The sequence below is a fragment of the Haladaptatus salinisoli genome (assembly GCF_020614375.1).
Classification (GTDB): domain Archaea; phylum Halobacteriota; class Halobacteria; order Halobacteriales; family Haladaptataceae; genus Haladaptatus; species Haladaptatus salinisoli.
Window position 1 is genome coordinate 2,125,332 of sequence record NZ_CP085327.1, and the last position, 12,367, is coordinate 2,137,698.

Annotated in this window: 17 protein-coding genes; 7 read left to right on the forward strand and 10 right to left on the reverse strand. The window is 65.1% G+C overall.

What is annotated here, in order from left to right; genetic code table 11:
* Window positions 1–37: 37 nt before the first annotated feature.
* Together LIX00_RS11595 and LIX00_RS11600 are read left to right on the forward strand one after the other, a co-directional pair.
* Window positions 38–211, forward strand: a complete 174-nt coding sequence (locus LIX00_RS11595) for a ribbon-helix-helix domain-containing protein (RefSeq protein ID WP_227353343.1) — start codon at window positions 38–40, stop codon at window positions 209–211.
* Window positions 204–929, forward strand: coding sequence for a queuosine precursor transporter (locus LIX00_RS11600; protein WP_227353344.1), 726 nt, complete (start codon window positions 204–206; stop codon window positions 927–929). Before LIX00_RS11595 ends, LIX00_RS11600 begins: the two co-directional genes overlap by 8 nt.
* 108 nt (window positions 930–1,037) lie before the next feature.
* On the opposite strand, the gene LIX00_RS11605 is transcribed toward LIX00_RS11600, so the two are convergent.
* From LIX00_RS11605 to LIX00_RS11615, 3 genes are all read right to left on the reverse strand, one after another.
* Window positions 1,038–1,256 (reverse strand): PLDc N-terminal domain-containing protein, encoded by a 219-nt coding sequence (locus LIX00_RS11605; protein WP_227353345.1) that lies wholly within the window; start codon window positions 1,254–1,256, stop codon window positions 1,038–1,040.
* A gap of 60 nt (window positions 1,257–1,316) precedes the next feature.
* A complete protein-coding gene (locus LIX00_RS11610; protein ID WP_227353346.1) occupies window positions 1,317–2,075 on the reverse strand; it encodes a 23S rRNA (uridine(2552)-2'-O)-methyltransferase in 759 nt (252 codons plus the stop codon).
* A 120-nt stretch (window positions 2,076–2,195) separates the two neighbouring features.
* Entirely contained in the window at window positions 2,196–2,345 is a 150-nt protein-coding gene (locus tag LIX00_RS11615) for a hypothetical protein (protein ID WP_227353347.1), read from the reverse strand.
* Between the two features lie 189 nt (window positions 2,346–2,534).
* Between LIX00_RS11615 and LIX00_RS11620 the strand changes: the two genes are divergently transcribed.
* On the forward strand, window positions 2,535–3,278 hold the full coding sequence (locus LIX00_RS11620; protein WP_227353348.1) for a DNA polymerase sliding clamp: 744 nt from the start codon (window positions 2,535–2,537) through the stop codon (window positions 3,276–3,278).
* A gap of 14 nt (window positions 3,279–3,292) precedes the next feature.
* Here LIX00_RS11620 and LIX00_RS11625 read toward each other — a convergent pair whose 3' ends face one another.
* A complete protein-coding gene (locus LIX00_RS11625; RefSeq protein WP_227353349.1) occupies window positions 3,293–3,880 on the reverse strand; it encodes a DUF7474 family protein in 588 nt (195 codons plus the stop codon).
* A gap of 144 nt (window positions 3,881–4,024) precedes the next feature.
* Between LIX00_RS11625 and LIX00_RS11630 the strand changes: the two genes are divergently transcribed.
* On the forward strand, window positions 4,025–5,107 hold the full coding sequence (locus LIX00_RS11630) for a DNA primase large subunit PriL (RefSeq protein ID WP_227353350.1): 1,083 nt from the start codon (window positions 4,025–4,027) through the stop codon (window positions 5,105–5,107).
* Between the two features lie 18 nt (window positions 5,108–5,125).
* Here the strand turns inward: LIX00_RS11630 and LIX00_RS11635 are convergent, their stop codons facing one another.
* A complete protein-coding gene (locus LIX00_RS11635; protein WP_227353351.1) occupies window positions 5,126–5,353 on the reverse strand; it encodes a DUF7472 family protein in 228 nt (75 codons plus the stop codon).
* A 254-nt stretch (window positions 5,354–5,607) separates the two neighbouring features.
* Here LIX00_RS11635 and LIX00_RS11640 point away from each other — a divergent pair, with 254 nt between their 5' ends.
* Window positions 5,608–6,288 (forward strand): SWIM zinc finger family protein, encoded by a 681-nt coding sequence (locus LIX00_RS11640; RefSeq protein ID WP_227353352.1) that lies wholly within the window; start codon window positions 5,608–5,610, stop codon window positions 6,286–6,288.
* Between the two features lies 1 nt (window position 6,289).
* On the opposite strand, the gene LIX00_RS11645 is transcribed toward LIX00_RS11640, so the two are convergent.
* A complete protein-coding gene (locus tag LIX00_RS11645) occupies window positions 6,290–6,841 on the reverse strand; it encodes a DUF8170 family protein (protein WP_227353353.1) in 552 nt (183 codons plus the stop codon).
* A 271-nt stretch (window positions 6,842–7,112) separates the two neighbouring features.
* Here LIX00_RS11645 and LIX00_RS11650 point away from each other — a divergent pair, with 271 nt between their 5' ends.
* Window positions 7,113–7,379 carry a hypothetical protein gene (locus LIX00_RS11650; protein ID WP_368410693.1) on the forward strand — a complete coding sequence of 89 codons (267 nt, stop codon included), beginning with the start codon at window positions 7,113–7,115 and terminating at the stop codon, window positions 7,377–7,379.
* Here the strand turns inward: LIX00_RS11650 and hjc are convergent, their stop codons facing one another.
* Entirely contained in the window at window positions 7,380–7,868 is a 489-nt protein-coding gene (gene hjc, locus LIX00_RS11655) for a Holliday junction resolvase Hjc (RefSeq protein WP_227353354.1), read from the reverse strand.
* 91 nt (window positions 7,869–7,959) lie between these two features.
* Between hjc and LIX00_RS11660 the strand changes: the two genes are divergently transcribed.
* Window positions 7,960–8,793: a formate/nitrite transporter family protein gene (locus tag LIX00_RS11660; RefSeq protein WP_227353355.1), complete on the forward strand. Its 834-nt coding sequence runs from the start codon at window positions 7,960–7,962 to the stop codon at window positions 8,791–8,793.
* A 23-nt stretch (window positions 8,794–8,816) separates the two neighbouring features.
* On the opposite strand, the gene LIX00_RS11665 is transcribed toward LIX00_RS11660, so the two are convergent.
* From LIX00_RS11665 to LIX00_RS11675, 3 genes are all read right to left on the reverse strand, one after another.
* A complete protein-coding gene (locus tag LIX00_RS11665; protein ID WP_227353356.1) occupies window positions 8,817–10,100 on the reverse strand; it encodes an adenosylhomocysteinase in 1,284 nt (427 codons plus the stop codon).
* Between the two features lie 116 nt (window positions 10,101–10,216).
* Window positions 10,217–10,867 carry a hypothetical protein gene (locus LIX00_RS11670; RefSeq protein WP_227353357.1) on the reverse strand — a complete coding sequence of 217 codons (651 nt, stop codon included), beginning with the start codon at window positions 10,865–10,867 and terminating at the stop codon, window positions 10,217–10,219.
* Window positions 10,868–11,059: 192 nt separating this feature from the next.
* Window positions 11,060–12,352, reverse strand: a complete 1,293-nt coding sequence (locus tag LIX00_RS11675; RefSeq protein WP_227353358.1) for an amidohydrolase — start codon at window positions 12,350–12,352, stop codon at window positions 11,060–11,062.
* Window positions 12,353–12,367 lie beyond the last annotated feature (15 nt).

Below are 12,367 nucleotides of genomic sequence, written 5' to 3' on the forward strand. Positions count from 1 at the left end.
CGAACGACTTATTATATTCTTGCGATAATCTCCGGGTATGAGCAAGATAAGCGTCGAAGTTCCTGACGAACTGCTCGCGGATCTGGACGAGCACGTCGGCGACGACGGCAAGTTCGTCAACCGAAGCGAGGCGATTCGAGCCTCCGTCCGAAAGATGCTCGACCTGCTGGACGAGATAGACGAGCGTCACGGGAGACTCGAAGATGACTAGCGAGCGCCGACCGCGGGCGCTCACCACCGGCCAACTCGAAATCGCGGCCCTGTTCGTCACGGCGCTCGTGACGGCCCAACTCACCGCGGCCAAGGTGTTGGAGTTCACCATCCCGTTCTCCCTTCCCGTCACCGGAAACGCGTTGGTCCTTCCGGGGGCGGCGCTGGCCTACGCGCTCACCTTCTTCGCGTCGGACTGCTACGCCGAGTTGTTCGGCAAGCGGGCGGCCCAGCGACTCGTGAACGTCGCGTTCGTCATGAACTTCGTCATGCTGGCGCTGGTGTGGTCGACCATCGCGGCGCCCGCCGCCCGATCCAGCGTCGACCCGGCGCAGTTCCGCACCGTCCTCGGGGCGAGCACGAACATCGTCGTCGGAAGCCTGCTCGCGTACCTCGTGAGCCAGAACTGGGACGTCATCGCGTTCCACAAGATACGCGAACTCACCGACGGCGCACATCTCTGGGCGCGGAACATCGGTTCGACGGCGAGCAGTCAGGCCATCGACACGGTCATCTTCGTCGGCGTGGCCTTCTTCGTCATGCCGCAGTACGTCGGAATCGGGCCGAAGCTCCCCGCGGACATCATCCTCTCGCTCGTCGTCGGCCAGTACATCCTGAAACTGCTCATCGCCGTCCTCGACACGCCGCTCGTCTACGCCGTGGTGGGCTACCTGCGCTCGCGCGACTACGCGCCGGCGCATCCGAGCACGGCGGACTGAGACGGAACGCGGCCGACGCCCGCGTTCGAGGTTCGATATCGAACGTCGACGATTCGTCCGTTTCTCCGGTCTAGCCCGCGATGCGGTGCACGCCGAACGCGGGTATCTTCAGTACTGCGCTCGGGTCGGACGGCCCCCGCGACCGGTTCGTCCGATGATGAAGTAGAGCAGTAACCCCAGTAATCCGCCGAAGAACACGACGAGCGCCCAGAGGACGGGGCTGTGCGGACTGTTTTTCTGCGCGTCGCTGTACACCCAGAACGGGAGGATGATCGCCAGAGCGAAAAACAACAGGGCGAACAGGAGGAGTAATCCTTCTCCGGCCATACGCCGAAACTAGTTAGCTCAGATAAGTGCTTTCTGTTATCTGTCGGGTGCCTGACGGTTTCAGTCCACTCGCCGCGCGAACCCGAACCGCGGCTTCACCGCTTCGACGCGAATCTCGACCGTCTCGCCTTCCTCGGCGTTCGGAACGAACAGCGTGTACTCGTCGACCTTCGCCACGCCGTCGCCCTCGCTTCCCACGCCCTCGATGGTCACTTCGAGGGTGTCGCCGGCCCGGACGGGGGCGGTGAGGCGGTTCCGGGCGACGAGATACACCTCGGAGGACTCGTCGCGCGAGGCGTCCGGACTCACGGTTCTGACGTACTCGAACTCGCGGTCGATGTCCTCGCGCAGGTCGTCCAGGTCCGGCCCTTGGAACACCTTCACGACGAGGTCGCCGCCGGAGTCGAGCACGTCGAGCGCCGTCTCGAACGCCTGTCGAGCGAGGTGGACGGAGCGGGCGTGGTCGAGGCTGTACTCGCCGGTCATGTTCGGGGCCATGTCCGAGAGCACCACGTCGGCGGTGCCGGCGACGTCGCGGACTCTCTCGCGGGTCTCGTCTTCCGTCATGTCGCCCCGGATGGTTTCGACGCCGTCCAAGTCGTCGATTCGCTGGAGGTCGACGCCGACGACGGTGCCCGACTCGCCGACCTTCTCGGCGGCGACCTGCAACCATCCGCCGGGGGCAGCCCCGAGGTCGACGACCGTCTCGCCCTCGTGGAGGACGTGGGCGGTCTCGTCCAACTGCTTGAGTTTGTAGGCCGCTCGGGAGCGATAGCCCTCCTGTTTCGACTTGTTGTAGTAGTGGTCTCTTCCGGTCATTGTTCGAAGTACTGTACAGACCCGTTTACGGGCTTCGACTCCGTGGCGGGTCGCCGTGAACGGACGCGGGCGTGGTCGTCGTCGAGTCGAAAACGATCGGTGCCGGCGAAGAATCGCCCGTCAGCGGTGCTCGCACTCGTCCTGATGCCGAACGAGGTCGGATTTGTTCTTCCCGCCGACGAAGACCTTCTTCTTGCAGTACTCACAGATTCCCCAACGAGGATCGTCTTCGTCGAGCGTGTACCCTTCTGGCCGCCACTCCTGCGACATACTCGTTCAGATAACCTTCATCCCTAAAACGTTTATCAAAAATCTGTTCGATGCCTGGTGTAATAATCCGGGTGATCCGGAGCGTTTACGTGTTTTATTTTACATGTTTTACTATGTGTTTCTCGCACGCACACGCCGCGCGCGCGAACGGGTGACTTTTTATGCCGCGGTTTCGTAGCCATCGTCAACATGTTCAAGGCTATCGTGAGCGCAGAAACGCTCCGGACGACGATTGATTCCGTGGGCGTGCTGGTGGACGAATGTAAGATCCACCTCGACGAGGATGGCCTCGCTATCAAGGCGGTCGACCCCGCGAACGTCGGCATGGTCGACCTCCAACTCGACGCCGAGGCGTTCGAATCCTACGAGGCCGACGGGGGCGTCATCGGCGTCAACTTGGACCGTCTCGAGAGCATCGCGGGGATGGCGAGCTCCGGCCAGCTCGTGGAGATGGAACTCGACGAGGAGACCCGCAAACTCCACATCCAGATCGAGGGGCTGGAGTACACGCTCGCGCTCATCGACCCCGACTCCATCCGGCAGGAACCCGACATCCCCGACCTCGACCTCCCGGCGGTCATCGTCGTCGAAGGATCCGACATCGACCGCGCGGTCAAGGCCGCAGATATGGTCTCCGACCACATCGCGCTCGGCGTGGACGAGAACGAGGAAGTGTTCTACGTCGAAGCAGAGGGCGACACCGACAACGTCGACCTCAAACTCGACACCGACGACCTCATCGACCTCACCGTCGGCCCCGCTCACTCCCTGTTCAGTCTCGACTATCTGAAGGATATGAACAAAGCGCTCCCGAACAACGGCGAAGTCACCATCGACCTCGGCGAGGAGTTCCCGGTGAAGGTTCACTTCGAAATCGCGGAGGGCATGGGACAGGTCACGTACATGCTCGCGCCGCGCATCCAGAGCGATTGAGCGTCCCCGTTTAGCTACAGATTTCGGTCGATGACGGCCTTCGCGGCCTCCGCCTTCTCCTTCCAGCCGTACCCCGCATCGTAGACGTGGCGCTTGTTCTCGACCAGTTCCTCGGGCGTCGATTCCTCGAACCCGCCCCTGGCCCACGTCCCGCTGTCGTGGAGCCACTCGACGACGTTCTCGCGCGTCTCCGGCCACGACAGGCCGACCATCTCGTACCACGCGATCATGGCGAAGACGGCGTTGTCGTGACACCCCGGCACGCTTCCCTTCTCGTATAACGTCTGCATCGGTTCGAACGTCGGCTCCGACACCGTCTCCCGGAACTCGTCGGCGGTGAGCAGTCGGAGCGCGCCGTCGCTCTCGACCACTCGCTTCTCGTGGCGGAGGCGGTCGAGCGCGGCTGCGCGGAGGGCGTCCCAGCGTCCGTGAGCCGACTCACGGAGTTCCTCCTCGGTGCGCGAGTCGGTGGAGAGCGCCGCGACGATGTCCGTGTACGCTTTCTCGATGTCCGTCCACGGCTCTCCGTCGAACTGACAGTCGGGTCCGTGGAGGTTCGTCGTGGTTCGGCAGTCCGGACACGGATACGCGAAACGTGGCACGAAACCGGCTTCTCGCGCCGCGGTAATAGGTGATTGGATTCGACGGTCGAGGGGAAACGCCGCGTTTCTTCGTCCGTGAATCGGGAAATCTCACGTTACTCCGCGACCGTCGCGTTTATCGGGCGTCGGCGGGAAGGGCGAATCATGGACTCGCTTCACGCCCGATACCCGTTCCTCGCGTCGGCCCGCGAGGCGGTTCGGGACGCGAACGTCGACCTCGCCGAAATCGTCGCCGGTGAGGGCGACCGCCACCCCGCGGTCGAGCGCGGCGTGGAGCGCGTGCGCCGGGCGCTGCTGGACGGAACGGCCCGACCGCCGGAGGACGGGCGGCGGTGGGGAACCGCCGCCGAGGTGCTTTCGTACCCCATCGCGCGGATGTTGGTGTCGCTGCTCGACGCGCCGGGAGCGGTCGAGAAGTACGCGAGCGCCGAGGCGGCCACGGCCTACGAGCGGTTCACCGAGGACTTCGAGGCCGCCGCCGGCGATTTGAAGAGCACCCGCGGCGCGTCGCTCACGCTCGATACCTTGCTCTCCGACTTCGATCTCTCCGAGTCGGTCGTGGAGCGCGACGATTTCGGCGTCGCGGTCGGCACCTACCTCTCGCTCGTCGAGGGCGTCGACGGCGACGACTGGCGACTCGTCACGCGCCGACTCTCGGACGGCGTCGTCGCCGTCTCGGAGGCGGAGCTACACGAACTGCTCCGGACGGCGGTGGAGGCGCGCGTCGCCGCCGACCTCCCGCTGTCCGTGCCGGAGGAGATCGCCGACGCGCTCGACGAGGAGGTGGCGGAACTCGAGTCGTCGTTCACGGACGCCGATTTCTCGCACGACATCGACACCCTCGCGCCCGGTCTGTTTCCGCCCTGCATGAAGCATCTGCTCTCGCAGGTGCGGGACGGCGAGGCGCTCGCCGACCACTCCGAGTTCGCACTGACCGCCTTCCTCACGAGCATCGGTCTCGACGCGGGCGAGATTCTGGCGCTCTGCGAAGTTCGAACCGCGTCGCGGGCGGACCGCCTGCGCTACCGAGTCGAGCGACTGCGCGACGAGCGAACCGCCCAGTACGCGCCGCCGAGTTGCGCGTCGCTACAGGCCTACGGCGACTGCGTGGAACCGGACGAGCGCTGCGAGACGATACGACATCCGCTCGCGTACTACGAGAAGGCGCTGGACGAAACGGGAACCGTGACCGACTGGCGCGACAGGGAAGATACCAGATTGGCGTGACCGCGTCGCTCGAACGGCTCAGTGCTGGTGCGCCAGCCAGAAGCCGACGCCGGTCATGAGCAAGACGAATCCGACGATGACGCCGACGAGCGCGAGCGCTCCCTGCGACGTGAGGCCGCCGCTGTCGAACTGGGTGCCGACGAAGAGAGTGGCTACGATGAACAGTCCGACCGACGCGACGGAGACGACGATGTCGCGGAGCGTCTCGCCCTCGATATTCATGTCCGGGGTTTCCCGCGGTCCCATCAAAAGTTCTCCGTTTCGAACGCGGACGGGCGAGGACGGGAGAGGGCGTCCGAGGAAATCCGGCGTTGCGGCGTCGGTCTCGATTTCAACGAGCCGTTACCCCCGAATCGGCCGCGAAATCGCCCCGAACTCGCGGGAGCGGGTGAAAGCTTTAGGGTCGTCGAGCACCTACTAATGATACGCAGAAACGCCGCTGATACGTAGTTCCCCGCCGATTTTCGCCGTTTGCGTTTCGCGCAACAGGAGGAAGCAACATGACGAACACAACAGCTTCCGGAAAAGTATCGCTCGCTCCGCTGGCCGACACCGGCGAGGCCGACCCTCGCTCGCAGCGCGCCAGAGCGGAGCGAATGGCCGTCACGACGCTCGGTGGCGGTCTCTACGAGGTCGAAAGCCAGAGCGACAACACGTACTTCGTCGACCTGCTCGGCGGTCGCTGCACCTGTCCCGACCACATGATGCGTGGCGTGCGGTGCAAGCACATCCGCCGGGTGGCCATCGAAATCAACGAGGGGCGAACGCCCCCGCCGGGAAAGGAGGCGGTCGAGTGCGCTCGATGCGACTCCGTCGTCTTCGTGGACGAACGGAAGGCGGACGAGACGCACTTCTGTGACTACTGCGAACTCCAGTCCGGCGACGCCGTGGTCGACCGAGCGACGGGCGACCTGCTCATCGTCGTCCGGATGACCGACCGGCGAGCCGACGAGGTGGAGGTGCCGGACAAGGACTGCACCATCGCCGAGTACCCGACGAACCGGGAGTACCCGGCCGACGACCCGGTCGTGGAGGTGCTCTACCCGATTCCGTCGGGGCTGCGACCCGAGCAGTTGAAAGAGCACCACCTCCGACGCTACTCGTTCCCGCGCTCGCGGCTCAAGTACCCCGAGCGCCCGAGCGACCAGTCCGAGCTGACGGACTTCCCGGAACCGAACTAACCTACGGTATTTTCTCGGTCGCCGCGAGGAGGGCGTCCGCGTCTTCCCGCGCGTAGAGGCGTCTTCCTCGTCGAGGAGCGCGAAGACGCTCTCTTGCATCCAACTTGTACGGCGACTCGCCTTCGTACTCTCGTCGGAGCACGTGCGTCTTCTCGAAGTACGACTCTTCGGCCACGAACAGCCCTTGCTCGACGAGGAAACCGCTTCGGTCGTGTTCGACGACGCCGACGATGTAGTCGGCGAAATCGGCGAGGACGCGGAACTTGAGCGCGCCGTTTTTCCACCCGCCGCGAACGTCGACCATCAAAAACGCGCAGGCGTTCGGACGGCGATTGAGTCGGTCCTCGACGAGTTGCAGGCGACGAATCTCGTCTCGACCGTAGCTGCCGAGGACGAAGTATGAAGCGTCCGTTCGAACGAGAGGCGCGAGTTCGCTGACGGCGTCCGAGAGCTCCTCGTACTCCTCGAGCGAGAGATTCGCGTCGTGGAGATGCTCGCCCGCCTTCGCCGCGATTTCGGAGAGTCCGGGAAGTTCGCCGGAGCGAGAGACCACGCCTTCCCTGATTCCGCTCGGACCATATATTTTAACCGCCGAGTCGAGCATCGAACGGCCGCCGTCAGTTCGATTGCGACCGATTCGATCATCACTGAAACGATTACGTCGCGCGGGAAACAGTGGATGAGTATGGGCAGCATCTCGGGCGACCCGAACGTCGAGTCGGAGCGCGGAGACCCTGTACGTCGTAACGCAGGAGACGCGCTTCACGCTCCTCCAGAACATCCTCGGGCACCCCCAGCAACTGCCGTCGTTCAAGGAACTCGCGATGGTCAACCCGAGCAAGAGCGAGAGCACCGTTCACACGCACCTGAAAACGCTCCGCGACCACGGCGTCGCGAAAGCGGTGCGACTGCCGGAAGGCGAGCGTCGCCGCGACCTTCCGCACACGTTCTACGGCCTCACCGACGCGGGGCGGGCGTTCCTCGACCGACACAACGTGCTCCGCGCGGAGGAGACGTTCCGGACCATCCACGAGCGGATCGACAAACCGGACGAACTGCTGAAGTACGAGAACGCGCCGCGACCCGAGTAACTACTTCAGTATCGTCTCCGCTTCCTCCACCGAGAGGACGCCCTCCGCGACCGCGTTGAGCACGTCCCGGACGTCGTGCTCCGAATCGACCTCCTCGCCGTCGCTCCGGAGGTCGTCCATCGAGTCGCCTTCCTCCAGCGCGGTCTCCTTCTTGACACGGTAGTTTCCGCCGTCCGTCCGGTGCACGTCCGCCGGATGGAAGAAGTACCAGTCCTCGCGGTCGAACCGCACGCCGATCTTCGGTTTCGCGCCGAAGTTCTGCGAGAAGTACACCAGCGCCTCGACCTCCTCGCCGGAGAGGTAGATGGGGTCGCCGGAACTCGATTTCGCCTCGATGGCGTAGAACACGTCCCCGTTCCCCGCCAGCACGTCCGGCAGTTCGCGCTGGGTCGCACCCCCGCTCGCGGGGGCGCGCATGACGGCGAATCCCGCTTCGTCCAATCTGTTGACGAGTTCGCGCTCCCGACGGTCGCCTTTCGCGTTCGCCATTCGTATCCGACACTAACGTCTCACGGTTAATATAGGGGTCGAAGCGGCGCGGCCACGTCGTTTTTCTGTTCGTGATTCGAAACGACCGCCAGTGGCCGAACAACGGGGACTCCACGACGACCGCGAGCGCGGCGATCAGCCCGCGCCGGACGACCAGAAACCCCGCCAGACCATCCTCGCACAGGAGATAGAATCGGGGCTGAACGAACTCGAACGACCGGCGGACGGACTGCTCCTGTCGGGACTGTCCGCGGGACTGGACATCGGCTTCGGCCCGCTCTTCATGGCGGTGCTGACGACGCTGGTCGCGACTTCGTGGGGGGAACCGCTCACGGAAATCGTCGTGGCGAACGCGTACGCCGTCGGCTTCATCTTCGTCATCCTCGGTCGCTCCGAACTGTTCACGGAGCACACCACGCTGGCGGTTCTGCCGGTGCTCGACGGGCAGGCGTCGATACGACAGTTGAGCCGGCTGTGGGGGCTCGTCTACCTCGGGAACGTCGTCGGCGGTGGCGTCTTCGCGGCGGTCGCGGTCTCGCTAGCGCCGGCCTACGGAATCGCCGAATCGGGAGCGTTCGTCGATATCGCCAAGAACCTCCTCAACCACGGCGCGCCGCTCCTGCTCGTCGGCGGCGTCCTCGCGGGCTGGCTGATGGGGCTGCTCTCGTGGCTCGTCACGGCGGCGCGCGAGACGATGGCTCGCGTCTTTTTCGTCTGGCTCATCGCGACGACCATCGGTCTCGCCCACCTGCCTCACTCCATCGCCGGCAACGTGGAGGTGCTCGCCGGAATGCTGCTCTCGCCGTCGATAACGGCGCTCGACTACGCCCGATTCCTCGTCCTCGCGACGGTCGGTAACGCCATCGGCGGCTCGACGTTCGTGGCGCTGTTGAAGTACGGTCACGTCGTGCGCGGCAGCGAGTAGGAAAGAGAGACGGTTGCGACGAGTTACGTTCCGTGCTGCCAGCTACCCATGTACTCCGCTTGCTCGTCCGTGAGGGAGTCGAACTCCACGCCGTCGGCGTCCAGCTTAATTTCGGCGATTTCGCGGTCCAACTCGTCCGGCACGTCGTGGACGCCGGCGTCGTACTCCTCGCCGTTTTCGACCATCTCGCGGACGCAGGCGGCCTGCACGCCGAAGCTCTGGTCCATCACCTCGACCGGGTGGCCGAGCGCGATGGGCGCGGCGAGGTTGACGAGGCGGCCCTCGGCGAGCACGTTGAGGCGTCGGCCGTCTTCGAGTTCGTACTCCCTGACGCCGTCGCGGGCCTCGCGCTCGGCCACGGCGAGGTCGGACAGTTCGGGGAGGTTGATTTCGATGTCGAAGTGGCCCGCGTTGGCGAGCAGGACGCCGTCTTTCATCTCCCGGAAGTGCGCCTCGGTGATGACGTCGCGGTTGCCGGTCGTCGTGAGGAACACGTCGCCCTCCTTCGCGGCCTCGGCCATCGGTTTGACCTCGTAGCCCTCCATGTGGGCTTCGAGGGCGCGACGCGGTTCGACCTCCGTGACGACGACCTTCGCGTTCTGGCCCGCGGCTTTCTTGGCGACGCCCTTTCCGCAGTAGCCGTACCCTGCGACGACGACCGTCTTACCGGCCCACGAGAGGTTGGTCGTCATGGCGATGGTGGCGAGCGAGGACTCGCCCGTGCCGTGGACGTTGTCGAACAGGCGCTTCATCGGCGTGTCGTTGACGGCGAAGACCGGATACTTCAGCGCGCCGTCCGCGTCCATCGCGCGGAGTCGGTGGACGCCAGTGGTCGTCTCCTCGCAGCCGCCGACGACGCTGTCGATGAGTTCGGGGTGGTCCTCGTGGATGGCGGCGACCATGTCCATCCCGTCGTCCACGGTGACGGTGGGTTCGATGTCGATGACCGCCTCGATGGCGGCGTAGTACTCGTCCTCGTCCACGCCGCGCTTCGCGTAGCTCGTGATATTGGGGTGTTCGTCCAGCGCGGCGCTCACGTCGTCGTGGGTCGAGAGGGGGTTACAGCCGGTGACGGCGACCTCCGCGCCGCCCTCCGCCAGCGTCTCGACCAGCACCGCTGTCTTCGCTTCGACGTGCATCGCCATGCCGATACGCTGGCCGTCCAGCGGTTTCTCCGCGACGAACTCGTCTTGAACCGTCGTGAGAATCGGCATGTGTTGGCGCGCCCAGTCCATCTTCCGATGCCCTTCGACGCGAGCAGCCTCCACGTCGTCCAACTGCTCGCTGATCGATGGATACTCTGCCATACCTCGGAGATGGGTGACCGCACCCAAAACGCTACCGAAGGCGGTCGGCCTCGGTATCGAAAGTGATCGTATCGGCGGTCGGTCGACGATTCCGTCGACGGTTCTGAACGGCGGTTTCAGCGACCGTTTCCGCGGCCGTTCTTCCCGTTGCCGGGATGGTCGTCCCGCTCTTCGCCGTCGTCATTCGCGTCCTTCCCGTGTCCCTTTCCGGGGTGGTCGTCGCCTTTCTCCTTTCCGTTCTTCCCCGCGGAGCCCTTCGACCCCGCGCGGTCGGACTTTTTGTCGGCGGCGGGGTTGTGCTGGGTCACCCAGTCCGAGATGGCTCGGCCCGGGTGTTTCACGTCCTCGCCGGAGATGAGCGCGTGGACGAAGGCCGAGACGCGCTGGCCGAACGGCCCGTCGCCGGTCTCCTCTTTCTCCTGCGGTGCGAGCAGCGTCGCGGCGGTCGAATCGGTCAGGTTGCCCTTCGTCGCCGCGATTTCGACCGTCGTGTTGTTCGCCGGGGTCGGGAGGGAGACCGTTCCGTTCGCGTCGGTGGTGTAGCTTCCTACTCCCGAGTAGGTGGAGTTGTTCAACGCCGTCACGGTGACCGAGGCGTTCTCGACCGCCGTTCCGTTCGACGCCACCGTCACGACGACGCCGTCGGTCTGGGAGACGCCGACCGTCATCCCGTCCGTCGTCTCTTCGCCGGTGCTTGCGAACGCGGGCGCGGCGACGGAGAGCAGAACTGTCACCGCGAGTATCGGTGCGAGCGTTTTCGGATTCATGCACTCTCTTTCACCCCGGACGACCCCATAAACCCCGATTCTCGTTCGAGACCGTTATATCCGTACTCGGACAGTTCAGAACGGGCGAGACAGTTTAAAACCCGATATGATAGTTCAATTTCTATCTCGTGAAAGCGGACATGAAGTTCGCGTTGCTGTGGAAATTGGGGTGGGAGGTTCGAACGAGTCGAATCACTTCTCCGCCCGCTCGACGAGCGCTCTCGCCCGCTTCTCCGCTTCCTCCATAACGGACCGTTCGTCCATCGTCAACACTTCGCGGTCCGCCATGACGACGTTCCCGTCGCACACCGTATGTCTCACGTCGCCGCCGTGCGCGGCGTAGGCGAGGTGGCTGACGAGGTCGTGGTGCGGCGTGAGGTGGGCCGCCGAGAGGTCGAGCACCGCGAGGTCGGCGTTCGCACCCGCCTCGATTCGCCCGCCGTCGAACCCGAGCGCGCGGGAACTTCCCGCGGTCGCCATCCCGACGACCGACTCGGCGCTGACCGCGGCGGCGTCGTTCGCGGCGAGTTTACCGAGCATGGCCGCGTCTCGAATCTCGCCGAACATGTCGAGGTCGTTGTTCGAGGCCGCGCCGTCGGTTCCTAGCCCGACCGTGACGCCCGCGTCCAGCATCGCCTGCACGGGGGCCATTCCACTGGCGAGTTTCATGTTCGAGGCGGGACAGTGGACGACCGCGGTTCCCGTCTCCGCGAGCAGTTCGATTTCGGCGGTGTTGAGGTGGACGCCGTGGGCGACGAAGTCCCCCGATTCGGTCATCCCTTCGTCGCGGGCGTACTCCATCGGGCGCTCGCCGCGCTCCTCGACGATGGGGACGACCTCCTCCTGCGTCTCGTTGGCGTGGTAGTGGAGCGGAACGCCGACCTCGCGCACGCGGGGAACGTACTCCTCCAAGTACCGCTCGCCGACCGTCGTGAGACTGTGGGGCATCACCGCGGTCGAGATGCGCCCGTCCGCCGCGCCGTCGAACTCCATGGCGACTTCGAGACCGGTCTCGAAGTCCGCGCGGGCGTCGTCCTCGTCCTTGCCGACCGTGACGACGCCATGGCCGAGGCGGGCGCGAACGCCGGCGTTCTCCACCGCTTCGACGACCTCGTCGACGTGGAAGTACATGTCCGCGAAGCCGGTCGTCCCCGACCGTATCATCTCCAGCAGGGCGAGTTCGGTTCCGGCGCGCACGTCCTCGGGCGTCAGGGCACTCTCGACCGGCCAGACGTCCTCGCGGAGCCACGATTCGAGCGGTTTGTCGTCCGCGTACCCGCGCAGCAGCGTCATCGCGGCGTGGCAGTGGGCGTTGACGAGGCCCGGAATCACCAGGCCGTCGCTCGCGTCGAGCGTCTCGTCGCCCTCCGAAACGTCGCCGACGGCGAGTATCTCCCCCGCGTCTCGGTCGACCAGCACGTCGGCGCGTTCGACGGTCATGTTCGGTCGGAGCACCCGCCCGTCCGCGATTCGAAGCGTCGTCATGCGTGCAGATTGGCC